The sequence below is a fragment of the gamma proteobacterium SS-5 genome, from assembly GCA_009497875.2.
In the GTDB taxonomy this organism is placed as follows: domain Bacteria; phylum Pseudomonadota; class Gammaproteobacteria; order Chromatiales; family Chromatiaceae; genus Magnetovirga; species Magnetovirga frankeli.
The window spans coordinates 461,957-488,427 of sequence record CP032508.2; the positions used below are offsets into that span (position 1 = coordinate 461,957).

23 protein-coding genes are annotated in these 26,471 nt (G+C 61.8%); 9 read left to right on the forward strand and 14 right to left on the reverse strand.

Annotation, left to right across the window (positions count from 1 at the left end):
• Nucleotides 1–153: 153 nt before the first annotated feature.
• Both glnL and glnG read left to right on the forward strand, forming a co-directional pair.
• Complete coding sequence (glnL, locus tag D5125_07370) at nucleotides 154–1,215, forward strand: nitrogen regulation protein NR(II) (GenBank protein ID QFY89320.1); 1,062 nt, start codon at nucleotides 154–156, stop codon at nucleotides 1,213–1,215.
• Nucleotides 1,208–2,602, forward strand: coding sequence for a nitrogen regulation protein NR(I) (gene glnG / locus D5125_07375; protein QFY89321.1), 1,395 nt, complete (start codon nucleotides 1,208–1,210; stop codon nucleotides 2,600–2,602). The genes glnL and glnG overlap by 8 nt, the downstream gene beginning before the upstream one ends.
• Before the next feature lie 167 nt (nucleotides 2,603–2,769).
• Here the strand turns inward: glnG and D5125_07380 are convergent, their stop codons facing one another.
• A complete protein-coding gene (locus D5125_07380; GenBank protein QFY89322.1) occupies nucleotides 2,770–3,030 on the reverse strand; it encodes a zinc ribbon domain-containing protein in 261 nt (86 codons plus the stop codon).
• Nucleotides 3,031–3,465: 435 nt separating this feature from the next.
• Here D5125_07380 and D5125_07385 point away from each other — a divergent pair, with 435 nt between their 5' ends.
• The gene (locus tag D5125_07385) at nucleotides 3,466–4,632 is read left to right on the forward strand and encodes a hypothetical protein (protein ID QFY89323.1); all 1,167 of its coding nucleotides are present in this window, start codon (nucleotides 3,466–3,468) and stop codon (nucleotides 4,630–4,632) included.
• A gap of 19 nt (nucleotides 4,633–4,651) precedes the next feature.
• Here D5125_07385 and gdhA read toward each other — a convergent pair whose 3' ends face one another.
• The gene (gene gdhA / locus D5125_07390; GenBank protein QFY89324.1) at nucleotides 4,652–5,995 is read right to left on the reverse strand and encodes an NADP-specific glutamate dehydrogenase; all 1,344 of its coding nucleotides are present in this window, start codon (nucleotides 5,993–5,995) and stop codon (nucleotides 4,652–4,654) included.
• A gap of 468 nt (nucleotides 5,996–6,463) precedes the next feature.
• On the opposite strand from gdhA, the gene D5125_07395 reads away from it, so the two are divergent.
• Nucleotides 6,464–6,781 (forward strand): hypothetical protein, encoded by a 318-nt coding sequence (locus tag D5125_07395; GenBank protein QFY89325.1) that lies wholly within the window; start codon nucleotides 6,464–6,466, stop codon nucleotides 6,779–6,781.
• A 174-nt stretch (nucleotides 6,782–6,955) separates the two neighbouring features.
• Here the strand turns inward: D5125_07395 and D5125_07400 are convergent, their stop codons facing one another.
• The 6 genes from D5125_07400 to pgl all read right to left on the reverse strand — a co-directional run bounded on the left by D5125_07400 (nucleotide 6,956) and on the right by pgl (nucleotide 12,783).
• Complete coding sequence (locus tag D5125_07400) at nucleotides 6,956–8,404, reverse strand: potassium transporter (GenBank protein ID QFY89326.1); 1,449 nt, start codon at nucleotides 8,402–8,404, stop codon at nucleotides 6,956–6,958.
• Between the two features lie 318 nt (nucleotides 8,405–8,722).
• Nucleotides 8,723–9,136 (reverse strand): Holliday junction resolvase RuvX, encoded by a 414-nt coding sequence (gene ruvX / locus D5125_07405; protein QFY89327.1) that lies wholly within the window; start codon nucleotides 9,134–9,136, stop codon nucleotides 8,723–8,725.
• Between the two features lie 39 nt (nucleotides 9,137–9,175).
• Nucleotides 9,176–9,742 (reverse strand): YqgE/AlgH family protein, encoded by a 567-nt coding sequence (locus D5125_07410; GenBank protein QFY89328.1) that lies wholly within the window; start codon nucleotides 9,740–9,742, stop codon nucleotides 9,176–9,178.
• Between the two features lie 16 nt (nucleotides 9,743–9,758).
• The gene (locus D5125_07415; GenBank protein ID QFY89329.1) at nucleotides 9,759–10,625 is read right to left on the reverse strand and encodes a TonB family protein; all 867 of its coding nucleotides are present in this window, start codon (nucleotides 10,623–10,625) and stop codon (nucleotides 9,759–9,761) included.
• Between the two features lie 62 nt (nucleotides 10,626–10,687).
• Nucleotides 10,688–11,968 (reverse strand): lipid IV(A) 3-deoxy-D-manno-octulosonic acid transferase, encoded by a 1,281-nt coding sequence (gene waaA / locus D5125_07420; GenBank protein ID QFY89330.1) that lies wholly within the window; start codon nucleotides 11,966–11,968, stop codon nucleotides 10,688–10,690.
• A 113-nt stretch (nucleotides 11,969–12,081) separates the two neighbouring features.
• On the reverse strand, nucleotides 12,082–12,783 hold the full coding sequence (gene pgl / locus D5125_07425) for a 6-phosphogluconolactonase (GenBank protein QFY89331.1): 702 nt from the start codon (nucleotides 12,781–12,783) through the stop codon (nucleotides 12,082–12,084).
• A gap of 215 nt (nucleotides 12,784–12,998) precedes the next feature.
• On the opposite strand from pgl, the gene D5125_07430 reads away from it, so the two are divergent.
• The 4 genes from D5125_07430 (at nucleotide 12,999) to speA (ending at nucleotide 19,307) form a co-directional block, all read left to right on the forward strand.
• A complete protein-coding gene (locus D5125_07430; protein ID QFY89332.1) occupies nucleotides 12,999–14,213 on the forward strand; it encodes a saccharopine dehydrogenase family protein in 1,215 nt (404 codons plus the stop codon).
• A 111-nt stretch (nucleotides 14,214–14,324) separates the two neighbouring features.
• Nucleotides 14,325–15,458 (forward strand): carboxynorspermidine decarboxylase, encoded by a 1,134-nt coding sequence (nspC, locus tag D5125_07435; protein ID QFY89333.1) that lies wholly within the window; start codon nucleotides 14,325–14,327, stop codon nucleotides 15,456–15,458.
• 194 nt (nucleotides 15,459–15,652) lie between these two features.
• Entirely contained in the window at nucleotides 15,653–17,233 is a 1,581-nt protein-coding gene (locus tag D5125_07440; protein QFY89334.1) for a GNAT family N-acetyltransferase, read from the forward strand.
• Between the two features lie 205 nt (nucleotides 17,234–17,438).
• Nucleotides 17,439–19,307 carry a biosynthetic arginine decarboxylase gene (speA, locus tag D5125_07445; protein ID QFY89335.1) on the forward strand — a complete coding sequence of 623 codons (1,869 nt, stop codon included), beginning with the start codon at nucleotides 17,439–17,441 and terminating at the stop codon, nucleotides 19,305–19,307.
• A gap of 228 nt (nucleotides 19,308–19,535) precedes the next feature.
• Here the strand turns inward: speA and D5125_07450 are convergent, their stop codons facing one another.
• The 3 genes from D5125_07450 to D5125_07460 all read right to left on the reverse strand — a co-directional run bounded on the left by D5125_07450 (nucleotide 19,536) and on the right by D5125_07460 (nucleotide 23,364).
• The gene (locus D5125_07450) at nucleotides 19,536–20,768 is read right to left on the reverse strand and encodes a DUF5610 domain-containing protein (protein ID QFY89336.1); all 1,233 of its coding nucleotides are present in this window, start codon (nucleotides 20,766–20,768) and stop codon (nucleotides 19,536–19,538) included.
• Between the two features lie 140 nt (nucleotides 20,769–20,908).
• Complete coding sequence (locus D5125_07455; protein ID QFY91084.2) at nucleotides 20,909–22,450, reverse strand: MFS transporter; 1,542 nt, start codon at nucleotides 22,448–22,450, stop codon at nucleotides 20,909–20,911.
• A 167-nt stretch (nucleotides 22,451–22,617) separates the two neighbouring features.
• On the reverse strand, nucleotides 22,618–23,364 hold the full coding sequence (locus D5125_07460; GenBank protein QFY89337.1) for a Nif3-like dinuclear metal center hexameric protein: 747 nt from the start codon (nucleotides 23,362–23,364) through the stop codon (nucleotides 22,618–22,620).
• Between the two features lie 13 nt (nucleotides 23,365–23,377).
• Between D5125_07460 and D5125_07465 the strand changes: the two genes are divergently transcribed.
• Entirely contained in the window at nucleotides 23,378–24,511 is a 1,134-nt protein-coding gene (locus tag D5125_07465; protein QFY89338.1) for a trypsin-like peptidase domain-containing protein, read from the forward strand.
• Between the two features lie 9 nt (nucleotides 24,512–24,520).
• Here D5125_07465 and D5125_07470 read toward each other — a convergent pair whose 3' ends face one another.
• From D5125_07470 to D5125_07480, 3 genes are all read right to left on the reverse strand, one after another.
• Complete coding sequence (locus D5125_07470; protein QFY89339.1) at nucleotides 24,521–25,612, reverse strand: histidinol-phosphate transaminase; 1,092 nt, start codon at nucleotides 25,610–25,612, stop codon at nucleotides 24,521–24,523.
• A 104-nt stretch (nucleotides 25,613–25,716) separates the two neighbouring features.
• The gene (locus D5125_07475; protein ID QFY89340.1) at nucleotides 25,717–25,968 is read right to left on the reverse strand and encodes a CopG family transcriptional regulator; all 252 of its coding nucleotides are present in this window, start codon (nucleotides 25,966–25,968) and stop codon (nucleotides 25,717–25,719) included.
• Nucleotides 25,940–26,236: a BrnT family toxin gene (locus D5125_07480; protein ID QFY89341.1), complete on the reverse strand. Its 297-nt coding sequence runs from the start codon at nucleotides 26,234–26,236 to the stop codon at nucleotides 25,940–25,942. The genes D5125_07475 and D5125_07480 overlap by 29 nt, the downstream gene beginning before the upstream one ends.
• Nucleotides 26,237–26,471 lie beyond the last annotated feature (235 nt).

A 26,471-nucleotide genomic window follows, 5' to 3' on the forward strand; every position in this document is an offset into this window, starting at 1 on the left:
CGGGATAGATTTCCATAGATGGCATGATTCAAACCCTGAATAAATATAATAACACTTTGTTTAAAAAAGCATTTATTCATACAGTTGGGAGCAACAAACAAGACTGGATCGGATATTGCTAAAGGGCAAGGAAACATCCGGCTAGAAGGGCTCATGCAACAGATCGAACAAGGCATTCTCGACAATCTCAACAGCTCAATCCTGCTGTTCGATGCACAACTGCGGCTGCTGTATATCAACCCCGCCGGCGAGATGCTGTTTGCCGCCAGCAGCAAGGTATTGTTGGGCCGCTCGGTGGATCAGCTGCTCAGCAGCCCCAGGCCGGGCAAGCGCCAGCGCCTGTGCCTGAGCATGAGCCGCAACCGCCCCTTCACCGAGCGTGGCCTGCTCCTGCAACTGGCCGATGGCCAGGAGATAAGGGTGGATTGCACCGCCACCCCCCTGCAAGACAAGGTTGGCAGCCAGGGCCTGCTGGTGGAGTTGCAACAGGTGGACCGGCAGATGCGCATCAGCAAGGAAGAACAGTTGATCTCACAGCAGAAGGCCGCCGCCGCCGTGGTGCGCAATCTGGCCCATGAGGTAAAGAACCCCCTCGGCGGCCTGCGCGGTGCCGCCCAGCTGTTGCAACAGGAGCTGCACGACCCCAGCCAGCGGGAATACACCCAGGTGATCATCGAAGAGGCCGATCGTCTGCAGGCCCTGGTCAACAAACTGCTCGGGCCGAATAAGCTGCCCGCCTTTACCCGAGTGAACATCCACCAGGTCCTGGAACGGGTGCGTCAGCTGATCCTTGCCGAAAGCGCCCAGAGCATCGAGGTGCAGCGGGAATACGACCCCAGTATCCCGGAGTTCATGGCCGAGCCGGACCTGCTCATCCAGGCCCTGCTCAATATCGCCGGCAACGCCGCCCGTGCCGTGGGCGAGAACGGCCACATCCGGTTCCGCACTCGGGTCCAGCGCCAATACACCATAGGCAACCAGCGCCACCGGCTGGTGCTGCAGGTGGATATCCAGGACGACGGACCGGGCATTGCCGAAGACCTGCAAGAGAAGATCTTCTTCCCCATGGTCAGCGGCCATGCCGGTGGCGTAGGCATTGGTCTGTCCATTGCCCAGTCCCTGATCAGCCAGCACGGCGGACTGATCGAATGCGCCAGCCGCCCCGGTGAAACCACCTTCACCCTGTTACTGCCACTGGAGCCGGTCGATGCATAGGGTCTGGATCATAGATGACGACCGATCGATCCGCTGGGTGCTGGAAAAGGCCTTGAAAAAGGCCGGTCTGGACTGCACCGCCTTCACCAGTGCCGCCGATGCCCTGCGCGAACTGGCCCGCTCGGCACCGGACGTGATCCTCTCCGACATCCGCATGCCCGGCATGGACGGTCTGAGCCTGCTGCAGCGCATCCGCGCCGAGCAGCCGCAGATCCCGGTCATCATCATGACCGCGCACTCGGACCTGGACAGCGCCGTATCCGCCTACGACGGCGGTGCCTTTGAGTATCTACCCAAGCCTTTTGATCTGGATGAAGTGATAGAACAGGTAGGCAAGGCATGTCGATTCAGCAAGGAGCGCAACCCCACCCGCCCAGGCGGCGAGCAAAGGGTCAGCGAAATCATCGGCGAGGCCCCGGCCATGCAGGAGGTGTTTCGCGCCATCGGCCGTCTGGCCAAATCCAACATCACCGTGCTGATCAATGGCGAGTCCGGCACCGGCAAGGAGTTGGTGGCCCATGCCCTGCACCGCCATAGCCCCAGATCGGGCGGGGCCTTCATCGCCCTCAACATGGCCGCCATCCCCAGGGAGTTGCTCGAATCCGAGCTGTTTGGCCATGAAAAGGGTGCCTTTACCGGTGCCCAGGGCCGCCGCAGCGGCCGCTTTGAGCAGGCCAATGGTGGCACCCTGTTTCTGGATGAAATCGGCGACATGCCCGCCGAACTGCAAACCCGCCTGCTGCGGGTACTGGCCACCGGCGAGTTCTATCGGGTCGGCGGCCATGAGCCGGTATCCGTGGATGTCCGCATCATCGCCGCCACCCACCAGCATCTGGAGCAACAGGTGGCGGAGGGCCGCTTCCGCGAAGACCTGTTCCACCGTCTCAACGTGATCCGCATACAGTTGCCCGCCCTGCGCGAGCGGCGCGAGGATATCCCCCTGCTGATGCAGCATTTTCTTCGGCAGGCGGCAACCGAGCTAGGTGGCGAGCCCAAACGCCTGCTGCCCCCTACCCAGGCGTTTCTCAAGCAACTGGACTGGCCGGGCAATGTACGCCAACTGGAAAACACCGCCCGTTGGCTCACGGTGATGGCCTCGGGGCAGGAGATCCACGTCGAGGACCTGCCCGCGGAACTGGGTCAATCGGGCCTGCGTAACGGGCAGGGCCAACCCGCCTGGCAGGATATGCTGCGGCAATGGACCCAAGAGGCTCTGACACAGGGCCGCGATGACCTGCTCAGCGAGGCTGCGCCGGACTTCGAGCGCATCCTGTTGGAAACCGCCCTAAGTTATACCGGCGGGCGCAAGCAAGAGGCCGCCAAACTGCTTGGCTGGGGCCGCAACACCCTGACCCGCAAGCTCAAGGAGTTAGATATTTCCGATTGACCCTGACCCGGCGAAGCCTTAACCAAAAAGGACGCAGAGGACGCAAAGAAGCGCAGAGATCACAGAGTTGAACAAGGAAATAGTCAGAGAAGAGCATGGTAAACATTGCCTGGGCTGCGATTTTCGTCTCTGCCATCCTTGCTTTCTTCTGGCCCTCAAGTTCCGCCTCAGCCCAGGCCGCACATGCCGCCACCGCAGCCGCCACTGCCACAGCTGGGCATGGGCGGTAGGTCGCCGCCGCCACTGCTGGCACCGATGATGTTGCCACCGGTGGCCATGCGCGTCACCGGGGTTTCACTGGGGGTGTCACCGGTCTCCAGCCCGGCCTTGGCGCAGAGCTGGCCCCAGTTCTCCATCTTTTCGCTCATGCGGTGGTTGACCTCGACGATACGGCCATTGGCCTCACAGCGGTAATCATAGGTTGGCATGGATAATTTCTCCGTAAGTAGAATGTGCCGCAATTCGGCGGTAAATGACATGTATTGAACCCAAAAAGCGCAATTAGCCACAGAGCCTCAGAGCGCACAGAGAAGGATTTATCCGTTGCGCTGCTGCCGAGCCACTCATCCTGGGAGCTTCGAGCGCTGGCTCGGAAGTACAAAGGGGCAGCCCGGATTCCGCCCTTCGACAGGCCTTTCGGCAGGCTCAGGACATCGCTTAGTTGCATCCGGGCTACGGGTATTGTTGATTCCCGAAGTGGCCAAGCGATGTTTAATGTTCCTGAGTGGCTTTGCTGGCCCCTGGCCTTAACCTGGGGCAATTCTATGGGCGCTGCGGAGGCTTTTCAATCCGCTGCTGTCTGTGGTTGAGCGGCTTTTCGGGTAAAGTACGCGCCTTTGAGATCTTACCCAAAGAGGCCCGCCATGCAGATTGGACCCCGCGAAATCACCACCCCCTTCCGTCCCATCCCGCTGGAGGTGCCGGAGGGGATGAAGCCCAATGAGTTCTTCAACAGTACCGAAAACCTCAATGATCTGATCCACAACAATGGCCTGCTGGTCAACGCCGAGGACCTGTTGCTCTACCGCAAGGCCCTGGGGCATAGCACCGAGTTCGACACCTCCATCATCTACAACACCTCCAAGACCGTGCTCAACCCCCTGGGTCGGCCGGTACGCCGTACCCAGGTACCGACCGAGGTGAAACAGGTCTGGAACCGCATGAACCAGATCATCATCGACTACCTGCTGGAGCGCTACCCGGACCCGGAGCAGGCCCTGGTGCTGGCCGGCGAGGCCAGCCTGGATGCCACCTGGCCGCTGACCTCGCCCGGCGTGCCCAGCATCCGTATGCTACACAACCATTTCATCGTCTTTCCCATGGAACAGTTGCGCCAGGCGCGGCTGGCCGATGTGGCCAACCCCAATCTCACCGATGGCGGCCAGCATTCCCTGTTTCAGGCCTATATGCGGGATGTCTATCGGCAGTTTTTTGAACAGGCGCTGGACCTGCGCATCCTCAAACCCCTGGATAATCACGAATCCAGCCTGCGCCTGACCGGCTACCCCCAAGGCCTGCCCTGCTGGGAGATCCAGGGCGGCACCGAGGCCCTACAAGAGATCCGCTTCTGGCAGGAGTACGACGAGATCCTCAAGGGCTTTCTCGACTTCTACCGCAGCTTTTTCGCCCAGGTCTCCAGCCGCAATTCGCCCATGCTGGCGGATGTCTATTACCCGCAGCAGGTGGAGAGCGTGCTGTTGTTCAACAACTGCTTCATGGGCGCGGCCAAGAAGGTGCGCGAACAGTGCATCAAAGACCCGGCCTACGCCAACGCCATCCGCTGGCAACCGGCCTTCAAGCAACTGATCTACCGCAACGAGGCGGGCAAGCTGATCGTCACCATCAGCCAGAACTCCATCGGCAACGCCATCACCGAGTTGCTTGGCGTGGTGGTCAAGCGCGAGCCCGATGCCGAGGCCTACGGCCGTTTTGAACCGGCCCTGATCGAGCGCCTGCTGGAGGTACGCGCACGCCTGATCCAGGCCGACCTGGGCGATGCCATAGCCACCGAGCAGTGGGGCGCGGAATAGGGCTGATCTGGGGCCAAAATCAGATCACGCCCTGGGCCAGCATGGCATCGGCCACCTTGACGAAACCGGCGATGTTGGCCCCATCCACATAGCTGACGCTGCCATCGGCGCGGGTGCCATGCTTGACGCAGGCGGCGTGGATGCCCTGCATGATCTGCAACAGGCGGCCATCCACCTCGTCTCTGGGCCAGGACAGGCGCAGGGCGTTCTGGCTCATCTCAAGCCCAGAGGTGGCCACGCCACCGGCGTTGCTTGCCTTACCCGGGCCGTACAGCACGCCGGCACCTTCGAACGCCTTGACCGCTTCGGCGGTGCAGGGCATGTTGGCCCCCTCGGCCACGCACTTGACGCCGTTTTTGATCAGGGTGGCGGCATCGGTACCGGACAGCTCGTTCTGGGTGGCACAGGGCAAGGCGATATCGGTGGCCAGGCTCCAGGGGTTGATGCCCGCCTCAAAGTGTGCGCCGGTGCGCTCGGCATAATCACTGACCCGGCCATAGTGGTGGTTTTTTACGTCCATCAGGATAGCCAGTTTCTCCGGGGTGAAGCCTTCCTCATCGATGATGGTGCCGCTGGAGTCAGATACGGTGATCACCCGCGCGCCCAGGGCCATGGCCTTCTCCACCGCATACTGGGCAACGTTACCGGAGCCGGAGACCGACACGCGCAGGTTCTCCAGGGACAGGTTGCGGGTCTTGAGCATCTCGGCGGCGAAATAGACGGTGCCATAGCCGGTGGCCTCGGGGCGGATCAGGGAGCCGCCAAAGCTCATGCCCTTGCCGGTGAATACGCAGTCGGCCCGGTTGGTCAGCTTCTTCAGCATACCCGCCATGAAGCCGACCTCGCGCCCGCCCACGCCGATATCACCAGCGGGGACATCGGTATCCGCGCCCACATGCCGGTACAACTCGCTGATGAAGGCCTGACAGAAGCGCATCACCTCGCCCGGACTTTTACCCTTGGGGTCGAAGTCGGAACCTCCCTTGCCGCCACCCATGGGCAGGGTGGTGAGGGCGTTCTTGAAGGTCTGTTCAAAGGCCAGGAACTTGAGCACCGACAGGTTCACCGAGGGATGGAAGCGCATGCCGCCCTTGTAAGGCCCTATAGCCATATTGTGCTGGATGCGGTAGCCCCGATTGACTTGCACATCGCCATGGTCGTCCACCCAGGAGACGCGGAACATTACCACCCGCTCCGGCTCCACCAGCCGGTCCAGCAAGCCATGCTCGGCGTACTTGGGGTGTTCCGCGATAAAGGGCCAGAGGCTATCCATGACCTCGGTCACGGCCTGGAGGAACTCAGGCTGGCCTGGATTCTTGTCGCTGACCTGTTGAAGAAATTCGTCAAGGCTGGTGTATCTCATCAATAAAACCCCAAATTGGTGCAGGTAAAAGGAGCGCTATCTTACAACAAAGATTTGGCCAAGCCGTGGCCATGGAGGGTTTTTTTATTCTGCATTTGGGCCGCGCAGGTCCGGTTGCCTCAAGTTAGTGCCCAATACCGATGCCTTGCGCACAAAAACAGTGCATGGCCCGAGGTGCTCTTCATGGCCAGCCTGAGCCGAGCGAATGGCTTAAATCGACGCCGTGGCAAAAAGGCATTTGGCCACAGCGCTTGAGATACAGGGGTCAACAGGCAGGTCAATGGTCCGAGCCCTTGGCCTATTAGATTATTTAATTGGCTTATTACTGACTATTCTGCTAAGTTATTAATCAGCATCACCCGCCCCATGCTGCTAATGAGCACCTTGGATAAGGTTGGGGTTTTCGAAAGGGAATCTGCACAGTTTGTGCAACCATACAGAAGGTAGGTGGTGCTTCAGGAGAATGACATGCACACGACATCCCCCGTCCAGACCGCACCGGCCATCCGATTTGAATTCGCCAATTGGACCGCCACCGATCCACTGCCCCGTGACCAGACCCAGAGCCTGAGGCTGCATGAACCGGAGTACCGGGTCGATACCATAGACCCCATGACCGGCAGGGACATCAAAGACATTGGCGGCCACCCCTACCTGATCGATGGCAATCTCACCATCTATTTTGAGACAGAGGCCAGCCGCCAGGCCTATGTCGATATGCCCCTGGACCACCCCAATCCACGCCTGCCCTTCCCTGCGAGCGTTGAGGATGATCGGGGTGGCTGAGCCTGAATGCATGGCCTAAACGGACCCCTACCGCCTTGTGGCACTGGCCCTGAGCAAGGGCCTAACCCAATGTGACCGGGTCGCAAGGGCCTGTGGTTGAACTAAACCCTCTCTGTAGAGGGTTTTTATTTGCCCGCTAAAAAGGGCTGGCCGGGTGGACGCATTGAAACCGCCTCACTGACGCCAAAAGGCCGGGGTGAGGATCACCAGCAGGGTGAAGATCTCCAGGCGGCCAAGGATCATGGCAAAGCAGAGTATCCACTTGGCGGTGTCGTTGATGCCGGCGTAGTTGGTTCCTACCTGGGCCAGGCCGGGGCCGAGGTTATTGATCGAGGCGGCCACCGCCGAGAAGGAGGTCATCAGGTCCAGGCCGGTCAGGGCCAGGGCCAGATACATCAGGGTAAAGGTGCCCACATAGAGGGCAAAGAAGCCCCACACCGACTCGATCACCTTGGGTGAGATGATACGCCCGCCCAGGCGGATGGGGATCTGGATGCTGGGGTGGATCAGCTTGATGATCTCGCGCATGCCCTGCTTGATCAGCAGCAGGATGCGGATCACCTTGATGCCGCCGCCGGTGGAGTTGGCGCAACCGCCGATGAAGCTGGTAAACAGCAGCAAAATGGCGATAAAACCGGGCCAGACGTGGTACTCGGCGGTGGTGAAGCCGGTGGTGGTGCCGATCGATACCGCCTGAAAGATGGCCTTGAGAAAGGCGGTCTCCCAGTCCAGGTAGATGTTCTGCCAATAGAGCACCAGGGTGACCACCAGGGTGACCGTGGCCAGCACGCCGATGTAGAAGCGAAACTCGGCATCCTGCAGATAACCGCGCAGGCTGCGATGGCGCCAGGCGAGAAAATGCAGGCTGAAGTTGACCCCGGAGATGAGCATGAACAGCACCGCGATCATCTCGATCAGGCTGCTGTTGAAATGGCCCATGCTGGCATCGTGGGTGGAAAAGCCACCTATGGCCACGGTGGAGTAACTGTGGCCGATGGCATCGAACAGGCTCATGCCTGCCGCCCAATAGGCCAGGGCGCAGGCCACCGTCAGGCCCAGGTAGATATACCAGAGGGCCTTGGCCGTCTCCGTGATGCGCGGCGTCAGCTTGTTGTCCTTCATCGGCCCCGGCGTCTCGGCGCGGTACATCTGCATGCCGCCTATGCCCAGCATGGGCAGCACCGCCACCGCCAGGACGATGATGCCCATGCCGCCGAGCCATTGCAGTTGCTGGCGGTAATAGAGGATGGAGCGGGGCAGATCATCCAGGCCAACAATGACGGTGGCACCCGTGGTGGTCAGGCCGGAGATGGACTCAAACACCGCATCGGTAAGGCCGATGTGCAGGTCGGACAGGAGCAGAGGTACCGCGCCACTGAGGCCGAGCACGGTCCAGAACATCACCACGATAAGAAAGCCATCGCGCAGGCGCAGCTCACGCTTGAAGTCGCGCACCGGTGCCCAGGCGCTCAGCCCCAGCAGAAACAGCAGGGCCAGGCCATTGAGGAAGGCCAGCAGGGCACCGTCCTGGTAATACCAGGAGACCAGCAGCGGCGGCAGCATGGTCAGGCTGAACAGCATCAAAAGGATGCCGAGAATGCGTTGGATGCCTTTCAACTGCATGAATAACTCAGGGGTCGTGGTGTTCTGTCTGCGGGTGGCATGGCCTGCTGTGGCTACTGGGAAACAGCATTGCCGCAGCCAGCCATCCTGGCGGCTCCGGGCGCTGGCTCGGAGGTGCTAAGGGAAGGCGTGGCCCTACCCAGCGGCAACCCCGGATTCCGTTGCGCTTCATCCGGGCTACAGGAGCAGCCGAACCCCGAGGTGGCCAGGAGTTTCATGTTCCGGGGCGATGCTGTCCGTTTCATGTGCCTTACTGTGAAAGTCGCGAAGCGCTCGTTTGCCCCCCCTCCCCCCTGATCGTTAGGGTGAAGGGCGCGATCAGGGAGCAGGCACCTGTTGTGCCAGCCAGGTCTCCAGGATCAGCTTGGCGGCGAAGGCGTCCAGCCCCAGACGCCGCGTAGCCTTACTGAATTCACCAAACTCGGCCTTGGCCGCCTTGCTGGTCAGGCGTTCATCCACCAGTTCCACCGGCAGTCGGTAGCGGCCCTCCAGTTGCCGGGCAAAGCGACGCGTGCGCTCGGTCAGGAAGGTCGGCGTATCGTCCATGTTGAGTGGCAGGCCGACAATCAGCCGCTGCGGCCGCCATTCGGCTATCAGGCGGCCGATGGCATCCCAGTCCGGCCGTTGCTGGACCATGGCCAGGGTGGTCAGGGGCGCGGCCTGGCCGGTCAGGTCCTGGCCGCTGGCCACGCCGATCTTGCGCGTGCCGTAGTCAAAGCCAAGCAGGATCACCCTGAGCGGCTGCCCGGCTGGGGCCGTTCGCTGGCCGGGTCAGGCATGTCCCGCCTGGGTAGAGATCAGGTTCAGGTCTATGCCCAGCTGGCTGGCGGCCAGGGCCAGGCGTTGCTCCGCCGGGGCGCGGAACAGGATCTCGTCACTGGCCGGACCGCTGAGCCAGACGTTGTCGCTCAGCTCGGCCTCCAGCTGGCCCGGCCCCCAACCGGCGTAGCCCAGGGCCATGAGGATGTTGGCCGGGCCTTCACCCTTGGCGATCGCCTCCAGGATGTCGCGCGAGGTGGTCACGCTAATGTGCTCGCTGACCGCCATGGTGGAGTCCCAGACGCTGTTGTCGCTGTGGATAACGAAGCCCCGCTCCGGTTGCAGCGGACCACCGTGATAGACCGGCTGGCGATAGACGATCTCGCTGCCGGTGTTGTAGGAGAGCTGGTCGAGGATGTCGCCCAGCACCAGTTCCGCCGGCCGGTTGATGATGATGCCCATGGCGCCCCCGGCGGAATGTTCGCAGACAAAGCTCAGGGTGCGGCTGAAATTGGGATCCTGCATCCCGGGCATGGCAATGAGAAACTGGTTGGTCAACTGGTTGTTATCCGGATTCATCATCTGTCTCTGTCGGTCAGTTACTCTTGAACAGCGGCTGGCCACTGACGAATTGCCAGGTGCGCATGATCTCTAGAATATCAGTCTCGGCGGCAATATTCGCGGGAAAAGGGGCAAAAGGGGCAGACAGGCGGACGATGCGGATAGCGGCATCGTCCAGCACCCGGTGCCCGGAGGACTTGCGCAGCTGTATGCCCTCGATGCTGCCATCGGCCCGCAGCGCCACCTGCAGCACCAGGTTGCCGTACAGTTTCTTGCGCTTGGCCTCATCCGGGAAGTTCAGCGTGCCGACCTTCTCCACCTTCTTGCGCCAGGCCTGCAGATAGGCGGCGTATTTGTATTCCTGGGTGGAGGCGCTGACGTATTTGCGCCTGGGCTGCTTGGCCGAGGCGTCCAGCTTGTGATCCAGCTCGGCGGTGAGGCGGGCGATCTCCAGATCCCGCGCCGCCAACAGGGCACCCACCTGGCGCTGCGGCTTGGACTTGCTGCGCGGGGCGCTGTCGGCGGGGGGGCTGGGCTTGCGGCTGGGCCGACTGATGGCCGCTGGCGGCGGGCTGGCCTCGGGCTCGGCCAGCTCCATCTGCGGTTGCGGCGGTTGCTCCTGGGGTCGCTGCGCGGGTGGTATCTGGCGCGTTTTTGGCGGTTTCTTCTGCGTCTGCTCGCCTGCCCCCAGCTGGCTGGTCTGGGCGAGAAAGTCCGCCTCCGGGTTCTCCTCCGGCGGCCGGGGGTGGCGCACCAGGGTGATCTCCAAGGCCCGCTGCAGACGCTGGGCAGGCCCCGGCTCGAACTCGAAATGGACCAGCAGCAACATCCCATGCAGCAGCAGCGCAAGCAGCAGGCTCAGGCTGAAACGATCGATCTGTGAAAGGTCAGATACAGGCATAGGGCCTATTATGATCCCAACCCGGCAGGGTCGAAACCCGAATTTCAGGGATTGGGCAGGATCTATTGGTTGGGTTTGGACCCCAGTAACTCAGCGATCAGCCCCAGCAACCGCTGGCCGGCCCCGCGGTTGGCCTCTACCACCGCCCTACCGCGCTCGCCCAGCTGTTCGCGCAGGCTGGCATCGCTCAGCCACCTGGCCATCAGCTCGGCCAGTTCGCCGGGGCCTTGTACCCTGCTTGCGGCACCGGCATCCAGCAGCAGTTGGCTGATGGCGGCAAAGTTGAACATGTGCGGGCCAAAACATACCGGTTTGCCCAGTACCGCCGCCTCCAGCACGTTGTGCCCACCCAGGGGCACCAGGCTGCCGCCGACAAAGGCGGCATCGGCCGCCGCCAGCAGCAGGGGCAGCTCGCCCATGCTGTCGCCCAGATAGACCTGGCAATCGGCCTGACATTGGGGCTGGCGCGAGCGCCGCTGGACCACAAAACCCCTCTGCCGACAGAGGGATTCCACCGCGTCGAAGCGCTCCGGGTGGCGTGGCACCAGGATCAGCAGGGCATGGGGCAGGTGCTGCAACAGGTCGTGCTGGGCCTGCAGGATCAGCGCCTCCTCGCCGTCACGGGTGCTGGCCGCCACCCACACCGGCCGTTGCTGGCCAAAGCCCCGGCGCAGTACCTCGGCCTGTTCGTAGAGGCTGGCGGGCAGGTTGAGATCGAACTTCAGGCTGCCGGTGACCTGCACCCGCTGCGGCGCAACGCCGAGACCGCGGAAGCGGGCCGCATCGGCCTCGGATTGGGCGGCGATACAGTCGATCCAGCCGAACACCTGCTGGGTCAGGTCACCGGCCTTGGCATAGCGGCGGGCAGACTTCTCCGACAAACGGGCATTGGCCAGCAGGCTGGGGATGCCGCGCTTACGGCAGGTCTGTAGCAGGTTGGGCCAGATCTCGGTCTCCATCAGCAGCAGCAGGCCAGGTTGCACCCGGTCGAGAAAGCGACCTACGGCACGGGGCAGGTCGATGGGGAAATAGCAGTGATGGACCCGCTCGCCGTACAGCTTGAGGACGTGATCGGCCCCGGTGGGGGTGGTGGTGGTGAGTAATATCTCCCGCTCGGGGTAGCGCTGCAGCAACTGGCGCACCAGGGGCTCGGCGGCCTGGGCCTCGCCCACGGAGACGGCGTGGATCCACAGACAACCGGGGATCATGGTGATCGGGCAATGGCCCAGCCGTTGGCGCCATTTCTGCCGATACACCGGATTCTTGCGGCTGCGCCAGAGCAGGCGCAGAAAGATCATCGGCGTGGCCAGGCGCAGGATGCTGTTATAGGTGCGAAAATTCATCCCGGACGCGACCGTGCAGGGGCTGACTTCATAGACTTCAATCCCATCCGGCAGCTGCCGGGACCCAGAAACAGGCGGCGATTGTACTGGAATCCGGTCATTCAACCACCCGCTCAGGCATTCGGCCCCTTGTCATCCAGGGCCACCAGCCAGTCGGCCTGATCCAGGCGGGCTATCTGGCTTGCCGGGTAGGCCGGGTCCCCTTTGTGCAGCACCCGCTGGAGCATTTCGGCCTTGTCTGCCCCGGCCACCAGGACCAGGATGCGGCGGGCATTGGCGATCACCGGCAGGGTCAGGCTGATACGCCAGCTATCCAGCGCGGCCACAGGGCAGGCCGAGACCGGCTTGTCCCCTTCCGCCAGATTGGCCGAGCCGGGGAACAGGGAGGCGATATGGCCGTCCGCCCCCATGCCCAGCATGACCAGATCAAACAGCGGCCAGCCACCGCGCTGGGGCAGGCTGCCCAATTGTTTGGCATAGCGCTCGGCGGCCAGGGTCGGCTCCAGCTCGCCGGGTATGCGCTCCAGCTGCACGCCCAGCTCGGGATTCAGACCGGCCTCTAGCACCATGCGGTAGTTGCTGTCGGCATGTGCTGGCGGCACAGCCCGTTCATCACCAAACCAGAGGCCGATCTGCCCCCAGTGACCGCGCAGCAGGCGATTGCGCGCCAGGCGTTGATACAGCCGACGCGGGGTACGGCCACCGGAGAGGGCGACATCAAAGCGGCCACGCCAATCGAGAGCGGCCAAGGCGCAGTCCACCCACCAATTTTCGGCGGTGGCAATCAGTTGTTGCGAGTGGGTTTGAATCAGCATGGTTGTGGTTTTGCTGGGGAACAGGTCCGCCGATGGGTGCCAATGAACTGTACAACATTCAAAGATGCACAGGGCACGCAGAGGCGGACAAGTTTAGCGCAAGCTGTGGTACATTTCGCCGCAGATTTTCCTGATCCTATTCCCCATAGGCAAGCCGTAACCTGGCTGTAATACCCTGGGGCCTCCCTTTCATTTCATTGCAGGAGTTTTTGTTGATGAGCAGCGTCTTGATCATTGGTGCCGGTGGCGTTGGTCGGGTGGTGGCGCACAAGTGCGCCCAGCTGCCCGAGGTGTTTTCCTGTATCTGCCTGGCCAGCCGAACCCAGTCCAAGTGCGAGCAGATCGCCGAAGAGATCCAGCAGAAGACCGGCCGCCGCATCGATACCGCCCAGGTGGACGCCGATCAGGTGCCCGAGCTGGTGGCGCTGATCCAGCGGGTCAAGCCGGAACTGGTGATCAACGTCGCCCTGCCCTATCAGGACCTGACCATCATGGATGCCTGCCTGGAAACCGGCGTGCATTATCTGGACACCGCCAACTACGAACCCCTGGATGAGGCCAAGTTCGAGTACAAATGGCAGTGGGCCTATCAGGAGCGCTTCGAGAAGGCCGGGCTGATGGCCCTGCTCGGCTCCGGCTTCGACCCCGGCGTGACCAATGTATTCACTGCCTATCTGATGAAGCATCATTTCGATCAGATTGATTACTTGGACATCCTCGACTGCAACGGCGGCGACCACGGCTACGCCTTCGCCACCAACTTCAACCCGGAGATCAACATCCGCGAGGTCACGGCCAACGGCCGCTACTGGCAGGACGGTGCCTGGGTCGAGACCCAGCCGATGGAGATCCGGCGCAAGTTCGACTTCGACCAGGTGGGCGAGAAGAACATGTACCTGCTCTACCACGAGGAGATGGAATCCCTCGCCAAGCATTACCCCGGCATCAAGCGCATGCGCTTCTGGATGACCTTTGGCGACGCCTACCTCAAGCACCTGGAGGTGTTTCGCAACATCGGCCTGGATTCCATCGAGCCCATCGAGTTCCAGGGTCAGCAGATCGTGCCCATCCAGTTCCTCAAGGCCCTGCTGCCGGACCCCGCCAGCCTCGGCCCGCGCACGGTCGGCAAGACCAACATCGGCGTCATCGCCAAGGGCAGCAAGAACGGCCAGCCGGTGCAGCGCTATGTGTATAACATCTGTGACCACCAGGAATGCTACCGGGAAACCCTTGCTCAGGCAGTGTCCTACACCACCGGTGTGCCGGCGATGATCGGCGCCCTGATGATGCTGCAGGGCCACTGGATGAAGCCCGGCGTCTGGAACATGGAGCAGTTCGACCCCGATCCCTTCATGGCCGCCCTGAACCAACACGGCCTGCCCTGGGTGGACGTCGAAAACGACATCGATATCGACAGCCTGCCTGAATAATTCAGGACGCGGAGCTCGCGGAGAAGCGCAGAGCACGCAGAGATTTTGATTTTCTCCGCGTCCTCTGCGCTTCTTTGCGCTCTCTGCGTCCTTCTTTGACTGGACAAAGCCATGCCCGAACTTGATATTTCCCAGATACCCACCCCTTGCTACGTGCTGGAGGAGGCCAAGTTGCTGGCCAATCTTGAGCTGATGCAGCGGGTGCAGGCCGAGTCCGGTGGCCAGATCATCCTGGCGCTGAAGGGCTTTGCCATGTGGAGCACCTTCCCGCTGGTGCGCCAGTACCTGCAGGGCTGTACCGCCAGCTCGCTCAACGAGGCCCTGCTGGCCAGCGAGGAGTTTGGTCGCCAGGTGCACGTCTATTGCCCGGCCTACACGGATGCCGAGATGCCCCGGCTGCTGGAGCTGGCCGATCACCTGATCTTCAACTCCTTCAGCCAGTGGGCGCGGTTCAAGGACCAGGCCCTGGCCGCCGGCGTGTCCTGTGGCCTGCGCGTCAATCCCCAGGTGTGCGAAGTTACCACCGACATGTACAACCCCTGCGGTACCACCTCGCGCCTGGGCATTACCCCGGATGAATTTCACCCCGAGCTGCTTGACGGCATTGAGGGCCTGCACTTCCACGCCCTGTGCGAAAGCGGCACCGACAGCCTGGAGCGCACCCTGACGGCCTTCGAGCAGCGCTTTGGCGCCTATCTGCCGCAGATGAAATGGGTCAACTTCGGCGGGGGTCACCTGATGACGCGAGAGGGCTACGACGTCGAGCTGCTGATTCGCCTGATCCGCGACTTCCGTGAGCGCCATGGCGTCAAGGTCTATCTGGAACCGGGTGGCGCCGTGGCCTGGCGCACCGGCGTGTTGGTGGCCTCGGTGCTGGATGTCGTGCGCAACAATGTGGCTATAGCCATGCTGGACACCTCAGCGGCGGCGCACATGCCCGATGTGTTGGAGATGCCCTACCGGCCCAGGGTCACAGGCAGCGGCCAGCCCGGCGAGAAGGCCCATAGCTACCGGCTCGGCGGCAACACCTGCCTGGCCGGTGATGTGGTCGGCGATTACAGCTTCGATGAGCCCCTGCAGGTGGGCGACAAGCTGGTATTCGAGGACATGATCCACTACACCTTCGTCAAGAACACCACCTTCAACGGCGTCAACCTGCCGGCCCTGGCCATCTGGACTCGTGAGGGCGAGCTAAAGCTGGTACGCCAATTTGGTTACCAGGACTTCAAATCCCGGCTGTCCTGATGGCGATTCCGGGCTATAGTTTGGCCAATTTTAGTTGGGACGCAGAGAACGCTGAGAAGCGCAGAGTTCGCAGAGCATGCACTTTAATTATCTCCCGAATTGCTTTTTAGCTCCGCGATCTCTGAGCTTCTCTGCGTCCTCTGCGTCCTCTGCGTCCTTTTATGATCCCCGCCTCGCCGGGTTAGGAAGAATTCATGGCCAAAGCCGACCACAACAAAACCAAAAAACCGTCAAAAAAAATCGCCAAGAAAAAGGACCAGGCGCATAAGCTGGTCCTGCGGCCCTTGCTGGAGTCTGACTACCCCAGCTTCAAGCTGGCCATGGACGCCGCCTATCCAACCCTGGACGGTGCCTGGAGCAAGGAGCAGTTTCTCTCCCAGCTCAAGCACTTCCCCGAGGGCCAGCTGTGCATCGAGGACCGGGGCAAGGTGATTGCCGCCGCCATCAGCCTGGTGGTGAACTATGACCTGTACGGCGATGAGCACAGCTACAAGAAGATCACCGCCAACGGCTTTCTCACCACCCACGACCCCAAGGGCGATACCCTCTATGGCGTGGATATCTTCGTCCACCCCGATTACCGCGACCTGCGCCTGGGTCGCCGCCTGTACGAGGCGCGCAAGGATCTGTGCGTGCGCCTGAATCTGCGTCGCTTCGTCGCCGGCGGCCGCATTCCCGGTTACCGCAAGCAGGCCAAGGAGATGAGCCCGGCCAAATACATCGAGCTGGTGGTGAACAAGGAGCTGCACGACCCGGTGCTCAGCTTTCAGCTGGCCAACGGCTTTCATGTGCGCCACATGATCAAGAACTACGCCCCGGACGACCGCGACTCCGGTGCCGCCGCCACCCTGCTGGAATGGATCAACATCCACTATGAGGCCGACAGCAAGGACCTCAACAGCCGCCGCAACTCGGTGCGGGTAGGCACGGTGCAATGGCAGATGCGCCCGGCCGCCAGCTTCACCGACCTGATGCAGCAGGTGGAATACTTCGTTGACACCATTGCCGGCTACAAGTCCGATTTTGTGCTGTTTCCCGAATTCTTCAACTTCCCGCTGATGGTGCAGTTCAACCAGGAAAACCCGGCCCAATCCATCCGCGACCTGGCCAGCTACACCGATCAGCTACGCGACGAAATGCTGCGCCTGGCCCTGGAGTACAACATCAACATCATCGCCGGCAGCATGCCCGAGTACGAAAACCAGGTGCTGCGCAACGTCTCCTACCTGCTGCGCCGTGATGGCACCTGGGATAGGCAGTACAAGCTGCACATCACCCCGGACGAGTTCGGCTATTGGGGCCTGCGCGGTGGCGAGGGGCTGCGGGTGCTCGAAACCGATGCCGGGCGCATCGGCATCCTCATCTGCTATGACGTGGAGTTCCCGGAGCTTGGTCGCCTGCTGGCGGAGCAGGAGCTGCAGATCCTGTTCGTACCCTACTGGACCGACACCAAGAACGCCTACGAGCGGGTGCGCCGCTGCGCCCAGGCCCGCGCTATTGAGAACGAGTGCTATGTGGTCATCACCGGCAGCGTGGGCAACCTGCCCAATGTGGAGAACATGGACATACAGTACTCCCAGGCGGCGGTATTCACCCCCTCGGACTACAGCTTTCCGCACGATGCCATTGCCGCCGAGGCCACCCCCAACACCGAGATGAGCCTGATCGCCGATCTGGACCTGCACAAGCTGCAACTGATGCACCACACCGGCAGTGTGCGTAACCTGCGCGACCGCCGCCAGGACCTGTATCGCGTACAATGGCTGAAAGAATAGCGGCCAGCTTTACCAGCATTTAGCCACAGAGCCACAGAGAGCACAGAGTATTGAATTCATGCATTGCTAACATGCTGATTTTGATATTTCAGCCTAATTTATCTCTGTGTGCTCCGTGGCTTAACTGCCGACTTTAGGTTTATTGACTTTATCTGCGTGCATTTGTGTTCATTTGCGGACTTTTCCCCCATCCAGAGAGACTTTCATGAGCGGTCCGAATCACCACCACTACGGCATCCAGCGCTGGGGCAACGGCTATTTCGAGATCGATGGCGCGGGTCGCCTCTGCGCCAAGCCCGATCCCGATGCCAGCACCACCATCGATCTCTACCAGCTGGCTCAGGAGATCCGTGAGTCTGGCCTGTCCTGGCCCATTCTGGTGCGCTTCACCGACATCCTGCATCACCGCGTTGGCGTCATCTGCAAGGCCTTTCACACAGCCATGGAAGAATTCGAATACCAGGGTCATTACAACCTGGTCTATCCGATCAAGGTCAATCAGCAGCGCGTAGTGGTGGAGGAGATCATCAACGGCAGCCCCAGTTGCGTTGGCCTGGAGGCGGGCAGCAAGCCGGAGCTGATGGCGGTGTTGGCCCTGTCGCGGCCCGATGGGGTGATCGTCTGTAACGGCTACAAGGACCGTGAATACATCCGCCTGGCGCTGATCGGCCAATCCCTGGGGCACCGCATCTACATCGTCATCGACAAGCTCAGTGAGCTGGACCTGGTTCTGGAGGAGGCCGCCGACCTGGCCATCACCCCGCTGCTGGGGGTACGCCTGCGCCTGGCCGCCACCGCCTCGGGCAACTGGCAGGACAGCGGCGGCAACAACTCCAAGTTCGGCCTCACCTCGCTGCAACTGCTGCAATTGATCGAGCGCCTGAAGCAGGAGAACATGCTCGACTGCCTGCGTCTGCTGCACGCCCATATCGGCTCCCAGATACCCAATCTGCGCGACATCCGCCGCGCCATGGCCGAGGTGGCCCGCTTCTATGGTGAATTCATGCGCTTAGGGGCCGGCATCGAGGTGATCGATGTCGGCGGTGGTCTGGGCATAGACTACGAGGGCACCGGCACCCGCCATCACTGTTCGATGAACTACAGCGCCGAGAGCTACGCCCGCGAGGTGGTCAAGGCGCTCAACCGCATCTGCCAGGAGCAGGACCTGCCACCGCCGGACATCTTCAGCGAATCCGGCCGCGCCGTCACCGCCCATCACGCCCTGCTGCTGGCCAATGTCAGCGACCGCGAACACGCCCCCGGCAGCCCGATAATGCCCACATTGCCGGAGAATGCCCCGGAGGTGCTGCAGATGATGGCCGACAATCTGGAGCAGCTGGATGAGTTCTCCGCCCTGGAGCTGTTTCACGAGGCCGAACACGCCCTGGACGAGGCCAATGAGCTGTTCCAGCAGGGGGCCCTCAACCTGGAGATGCGCGCCCTGGCCGAGCAGCTTTACTACCACAGCTGTCGCACCGTGCAGCCCCTGTTGCGAGCCGACTCCAAGCGCCACCGCGAGACCCTGGATCAGATCAACAAGATCCTTGCCGACAAACTGTTCGTCAACATGTCCCTGTTCCAGTCCCTGCCCGATGTCTGGGCGGTGGACCAGATCTTCCCGGTGATGCCCCTGCACCGGCTCAACGAGCCCACCACTCACAGCGCCAAGCTGCATGATTTGACCTGTGATTCCGACGGTTGCATCAACCAGTACGTCGAGCAGGAGGGCATAGAGTCCACCCTGCAGGTCCACTCGGACAAGCCCGGCGAGCCCTACCTGATCGGTTTTTTTCTGGTGGGGGCCTATCAGGAGATCCTCGGCGACCTGCACAACCTATTTGGCGATACCGACACGGTGAACATAGAACTCACCCCCAGCGGCTATCAGCTGAGCCGTCCGGAGCAGGGCGACACCATCGACGAGATGCTGCGCTACGTCCACTTCGACACCGACGCCATGCTGGAAAGCTACCGGCAGAAGCTACAGCAGGCCAAGATCCCGGCCCGCATCGCCGATCACTACTACGATGAACTCAAGGCCGGGCTGTACGGCTACACCTATCTGGAGGACTGACGCCCTGCGGGCCCTTTGGCAATTGGGACAGGACGCCGCTGGATGTGGGATATCCCGGCTGCGCTGTTAGGAGAGACTCAAACCCCCCTTTACAAAGGGGGGCTAGGGGGGATTTCTTCAATCCCCCTTTTGCAAAGGGGGAGGCCAACCGCTTCAAATTTTTTGAGTAGCAAGCCCGGATTCCGTTGCACTCCATCCGGCTACAACCTATCCGCCGCTGCTGTGACGCTATTCACTCACCGTCTGCAGCATCTTGTCGGTCAGACTTTGTGGGGTTTCCGGCGCTTCATCGCCGCTATCCTTGCCGAAGGTCGAGTCGAAGCGAGGTTCCAACTCCAGGCGCTGCACCAGTAGCTCCTTCAGCATATCGCTGGGGTTGCCAAAACGCTCGCCCAGGGCCAGACCGGCCCGTTCACCGCTGTCACGCAGCTGCTGTAACAATTGACCTGGCGGGGTGCCCGGAGCCCTGTCCCTGGGGCGGCCTTCCAGTTGATCCACCTGTTGATAGGCGCTGGCCGCCAGGCGGCTCTGGCTGTGGTTCATCTGCAGGTTGAAGCTACCCAGCTGGTCTGAGTCAAAGCCGTTCTTCAGCCCTGTCTTGAGCAGGTCCGGGGTGTTGCCGGCAAAGAAATCATCGGCCAGCTTGTCCACGTCCTTGAGCAGGTCCTTGATCGCCCGCTCCTCTTCCTGGTTGAGGTTGCCTTCTACCCGGTATTGGAAGGAAAACTCGCTCTGGCGCTGCTGCATGTTGAGGGAGAAGCGCCCGTTATCATCCTCCGCCTGATAGGCCAGGCTGGCGTTGCTGCTGCTGCGCTGCAGGTCGATGCTGATCTTGTCGCCCTCGGCGGTCTGGATCTCCAGGGTGAGGCTGCGGGACTCGGCCTGGGCATTCACCTCCAGCCCTGTGTTGGCCTTTTCCGCCTCGCCCGCCAGCAGGGGCTCGCCCCGGTCCATGCGGTCCAGGCCCTGTTGCAGGAGTTCGTAGGTCTTTTCCACATCCTCCTTGACCTTGCCCTGCATCATGCCCAGCCCCTCAAGCATGTCATAGGCCTTTTTGTAGCCCGCCTCGACCCCGGCACGGGCCTGCTCGCGCATACGCTCCAGCTCGTCGGCGTCGGCCCCCTTGGCCTCGGCCTGCTTGATAGACAGATCGATGAAGTTGAGGATGCGATCCGAGACCTTATCCGGGGTGTAGTCGGCCGGATCGAGGCGTTCTATGGTCTCAAAGCCCTCCGCCTTGAGGTAATCGTTGAGGCCGCCGATGGCCTGCATGATCTGGTCATTGAGCAGTTGCTGGGCAGAGGGCTTGCGCAGTTCAAGGCTGTCATCGGCCACCGCGCCGAGAGCGCCTGTTTCTGCCCGGGAAGCCGCCGCGCCGCGCTCTTTCAGCGCCCCGGCCTGGGCCGAATTCTGCGCCTGGGTCTGAGGCGGAAGACCGATGGATTGGATACTGTTGGCCATGTGGGTTCCCCCGTAAATCCGGTAAAAAATGTCAACTCGATAGACCTGTCTTGACGCATATCATCGCCAATTACCCGATCAGGTTGGCGGCAGGCGCGCTGGAAACTTGAGCGAAAATCGGCCAAATGGTCCCAACCCCATCAGGCCCTGTCTTCCTGGGCAAGATTAAAGCGCTTCTGCGCCAGCTTCACCAGCAGTAGAACGGGCACCCCCATAAGCGAGGCGATAATGAAGAAATTGCTATAACCGAGGCTATCTACCATAGTGCCCGAATAGCCGCCGATGATCTTCGGCAGCAGGGTCATCAGGGAGCTGAAGATGGCGTACTGCACGGCGGTGAAGGAGACATTGGTCAGACTGGACAGGAAGGCGATGAAAGCGGCGCTGGCCAGGCCTGCGGTGAGATTGTCGGCCGAGATGACAAAATACAAGATAAACAGATCATTACCGGCACTGGCCAGGAGCAGATAGAGCAGGTTGGTGAGCACGGTGAGCAGGGCGCCGAGAAAGAGTATGCGCATCACCCCAAAGCGCATGGCCAGAAAGCCCCCCAGAAAACCGCCGAACAGGGTCATGAACAGGCCGAAGGTCTTCACCACGCTGGCGATCTCGGTCTTGGTGAAGCCCAAATCCTGAAAAAACACGTTGGAGATCACCCCCAGGACTATGTCCGAGATGCGGTACAGCCCCACCAGGGCCAACAGCAGCCAGGCCAGGCCCAGGCCGTAGCGGGCAAAGAAATCCCGGATCGGCTCGATGTAGGTCTCCTGCACCATCTGCCGCTTGACCAGACCGGCCAGGATGCACAGCCGCGCCAGCAGCACCGCCAGCAGCAGGGCAAGGCCCAGGCGCAGCAGCTCCACCAGAAACTCCGCCAGATGCCGATTGCCCAGGGCCGAGGCCAGGGCGGCCTTGGCGCTAGCGGCCACATCGGCGGAATAGACAAAGCCCAGGATAAAACCGGCCAGGGCGATGGCGAACAGGGCGACAAAACCCAGGTAATCCCGGGTATCCCGCTGCGTCTCAAGGCTGCGGTTGACCTCGGGCTCGTCGATGATCAGGGTGGTGGCCAGGCCCACCAGCAGGGTGGCGGCCATCAGGCTATAGGTCCAGGCCCAGGCCTGATAGCTGTAGCTGCCCAGCTCCGAGCCAAACCAGCTGGCCAGAAACAGGGCGCCCGCGCCGGCCACCAACATGCCGATGCGGTAACCGGCGATATAGGCCGAGGACATCAGCGCCTGTAGCTCGCTGCCCGCCGACTCAATGCGGTAGGCATCGATGACAATGTCCTGGGTGGCGGAGGAAAAGCCCAGCAGCACCGCCGCCAGGGCCATGCGGGTGAGCTGGCCGGGGTCCAGGGGGTCGGTGCTGGCCATCCAGAGTATGGCGCCGATGATGCCCAGCTGGGCCAGCAGTATCCAGGCCCGCCGCCGCCCCAGGCGGCGCGTCAGCCCCGGCACCGGCAGCCGGTCGATCAGGGGTGCCCAGACAAACTTGAAGGAATAGCCCAGGGCCGCCCAGCTGAAAAAGGTCACCGAGGCGCGATCCACCCCCGCTTCCCGCAGCCACAGCCCCAGGGAGGAAAAGATGAGCAAGATGGGAATGCCGGCGGAAAAGCCAAAAAACAGCATGGTCAGCACCCGAGGGTGCAAAAAGGCGCGCAGGGTTTGCTGCCAGCTCATCGCGCTGCCGCTGTGATCGGCCATGGGTCTGCTCCGGTGAAAATCCGGTGTCATCTTAACCCCAGAAAGGGCAGACCGCTTGGAAGTGCAAGTACTGGCTCATTACCACAATCCCCGTAATAAATGGCGCGAAGCGACCATAACAGCCCCCTGCCCTCCGTCCTCCGTCACGCCGGGTTGTTTTGATCGAGGAAGGTCATCTCCAGGCCGAACTCCTCTGCCAGGTGGTGGCCCAGGGCCTGTACGCCGTAGCGTTCGGTGGCGTGGTGACCGGCGGCGAAGTAGTGTAGGCCCAGCTCAGCGGCCAGGTGGTAGGTGGGTTCGGAGACCTCGCCACTGATGTAGGCCTGGGCCCCGGCCGCGGCGGCTTGTTCGATGTAGCCCTGGGCCGCGCCGGTGCACCAGGCCACGCGTTGGATCTCCCCCTTGGCGGTAAAGCGCAGCGGGGTGCGGCCCAGTGCCAGGTCCAATCGCTGGGTGAACTTGCCCACCCCCAAGGGTGTCTCCAGATCGGCGATCCAGAGTAGGCCATGCTCTTCCAGGGGCCGGCCCTCCAGCCCCAGCCGTCGGCCCAGTTCGGCATTGTTGCCCAGCCCGACATGGGCATCCAGCGGCAGATGATAGGCCAGCAGGCTCAGGCCGCCCTGCATCAGCTGCCGAACCCGCCGCCCTTTGATCCCCACCAGGGGCTGCGCCTCGTTCTTCCAGAAATAGCCGTGATGCACCAGCAACAATTCCGCCTGCCAGCGCAGGGCCTGTTCGATCACCGCCTGCGAGGCGCTCACCGCCGTGGCCAGCCGCTTGATTTCCACCGCTCCGGCATCTACCTGCAGGCCATTGGGGCAGTAGTCGCTGAAGGCCTGCACCTGCAACAGGGTGTTACAATAACGCTCGATCTCGTATAGGTTTGGCATAGGTTCTCCGCTGATGAAATTCACTCTTGGCCCGCGCTTTGTGCTCAAATCCAGCCTCGCCGGGCTGGCCCTGACCCTGATCGTCCTGCTGCTGCACAGCCAATTGCTGGCCCAGCCTTCCGCCCCCGCAAGGGCACCTGCCTCAGCCCCCCTGTCCTATGCCGACGCCGTGGAGCGGGCACTGCCCTCGGTGGTCAACATCTACATCGCCAAGGTGCGGGTGCAGCCTGGGCTGTCCCTGTTCAATGACCCTCTGTTCCAGCACTTCTTCGGCGATCAGTTGCGCATCGAACCGCGCCAACGGCTGGAGACCAGCCTGGGCTCTGGGGTGGTGGTGCGCGATGGCTATATTCTCACCAATCACCATGTGATCGAAGGGGCCAACCGTATTCAGGTCGCCACCGCCAGCGGCCGTACCCTGGACGCCGAGGTCATAGGCACCGACCCGGACACCGATCTGGCGCTGCTGCGCGCCGAGCGCAAGGACTTGCCTGCCATTGGCATTGCTGATATCAACCGCATCCGCATCGGTGACGTGGTGCTGGCCATAGGCAATCCCTTTGGCGTCGGCCAGACCGTGACCCAGGGCATCATCAGCGCTACCGGGCGCAACAAGCTGGGCATCAACACCTATGAGAACTTCATCCAGACCGATGCCGCTATCAATCCGGGCAACTCCGGTGGTGCCCTGATCGATGCCCAGGGCCGCCTGGTCGGCATCAATACGGTGATCTTCTCTAAATCCGGCGGCTCCCAGGGTATAGGTTTCGCCATACCGGCCGATCTGGCCATGGGCGTGATGGAGCAGATCATCCAGTACGGCCGAGTGCGCCGGGGCTGGCTGGGGCTGTCCGGCCAGGAGATGACGGCGGAGCTGGCCGAGACCTTTGATCTGAAAAACATCAAGGGCGTGCTGGTCACCGCCGTGATGCGCAATGGTCCGGCGGACCAGGCCGGTCTGGCACCGGGGGATATCATCACCCAGTTCAACGCCAAGGAGGTGCGCGATACCCTGCTGCTGACCCAGCTGATCGCCGATACCCAGCCCGGCACCCAGGTCAGCATCCAGGGCTGGCGTGGCAAACACCGCTTTCGTTTCAAGGCAAAGATGCAGGAGCGGCCCAAGCAGCGGCAGCGGTTGAATTGACCCCAGTCGTTAGGGCACGCGGATGCTCAGCGCGGTCTGCAGCGCCCGCAGGCAGGCCTGATTCTCTTCCGGGGTGCCTATCGTCAGGCGCAGACAGTCCCTGAGACTGGGGTGGGCACCATGCAGATTTTTCACCAGCACGCCCTGCTGTTTCATGGCGGCGAACACCGCGCTGGCGCGCCCCTCGGGCAGGCGCAGCAGGATGAAATTGGCCTCTGAGGCATAAGGGGTCAGCCCTGGCAGGGTCTGCAGCTGGCCCTGCAGCAGGGCGCGATCCCGGCGAATCTGCTGGGTTTGTTGCTGCAGCACCTGGATATGGCGCAGGGCGAAGGCGGCGCTGGCCTGGGTCAGGCTGTTGATATTGTAGGGCATGCGCACCTTGTCCAGCTGTTCAAGCCAGGACCTGGGCCCGGCCAGCAGGCCCAGGCGCAGCCCGGCCAGACCCATCTTGGACAGGGTGCGCATCACCAGCAGGTTATCGAACTGACCCAGCCGGGCCATGAAGCTGGCATCGGTGAAGGGGGCATAGGCCTCGTCGATCACCACCAGCCCCGGCGCGGCCTGGATGATGGCCAGCAGGGCCTGCTCATCGAACAGATTGCCGGTGGGGTTGTTGGGGTAAGCAAGGAACACCAGCGCCGGCTGCTCCTGCTCCAGGGTCTGCAGCAGGGTCGGCAGGTCGAGGCTGAAGTCCTCGGGGTTCAGCGGCACGCCGCAATAGCGCAGGCCGCAGAAGCTGGCGATCAGGCGGTACATGACAAAGCCGGGCTCCACCGAGAGCAGCGTGCGCCCCGGCCCGGCCAGGGCCAGGCACAGCATCTGGATGATTTCGTCCGAGCCGTTGCCCAGCAGCAGGCCCATGTCATCGGCTATGCCCATGGCGGCGCGCAGCGGCCCTTGCAGTTGCGTTGCCTGGGGGTCCGGGTAGCGGTTGATGGCCACCTGGCTGAGCAGCGCCGCCCACTCCTGCTTCATCCCCTCCGGCCAGCCATAGGGGTTCTCCATGGCATCCAGCTTGATCAGACCCCGGGCATCGGCTACCTGATAGGCGCTCAAGGCCCGCAGTTCGGGGCGAATCCAGTGATCAATGAGATGGTGCATGGTGTTTGGCCTGGGTGATGAGTGAGGACGCAGGGTACGCAAAGGAGCGCGCAGATCGCAGGGCCCAAGGCCTAGCCTGCCCGCTAATCCTTGCTCTGAGGTGACTATTTCAGGGGCGCAGGGCCCTGTTTTTGCTGTGTTACATAATCATCAAGCAACTTGCCTATCACCCGTTGGTAGGGCAGGTGGTGCTTCTCCGCCACGCCTTTGAAATAGCTGAGCGCCTCAGTACTCAGGGGAAGGGTAACCTGAGTTTGCTCCTGCCTGAGGATCAATTGGTCAGGGCCTGGCAAAAAGTCAGCCACCTTTTTGCCGTCTGCCATAGGCTCATCCTGATAGTGAATTGACTTGCTCATAGATTTTCTTGCCTTTGCGCCAATATCCAGCGCCAATCAGCCGAATGCGCCCCTTTCGATAGGTGAAGCGCACTGTGAGAATGCCGGTTTTCTCCTCATTCAGCCCGAAGCAGAAATAACGGGGTTCATCCTGGCTATGGCTGAGGTCTTCGGCAATGACGCGTTGCTTATCGAGAAAGGCATACTGGGCCTGATAAAAGGAAACCCCGTGCTTTTCTTGGTTCTCTCGATTCTTCGTGTCATCCCATTCAAAACTGGCCTTTTTCATTTTTCAAAGAATAGGCCGACGCTGACCACAATGCTACCTGATTCGTTTAGAGCCTCGGTCTGTTACTGTGAAATAACACGGGGATTTGCCCCTCATCCTGGGAGCTCCGAGCGCTGGCTCGGAGGCGCAATGGGGCAGGTGTGGCCCTGTCTAACGGCAACCCCGGATTCCGCTGCGCTGCATCCGGGCTACGGGGCTGCCGAGTCCCGAACCCCGAGTCCCGAAGCGGCTAAGA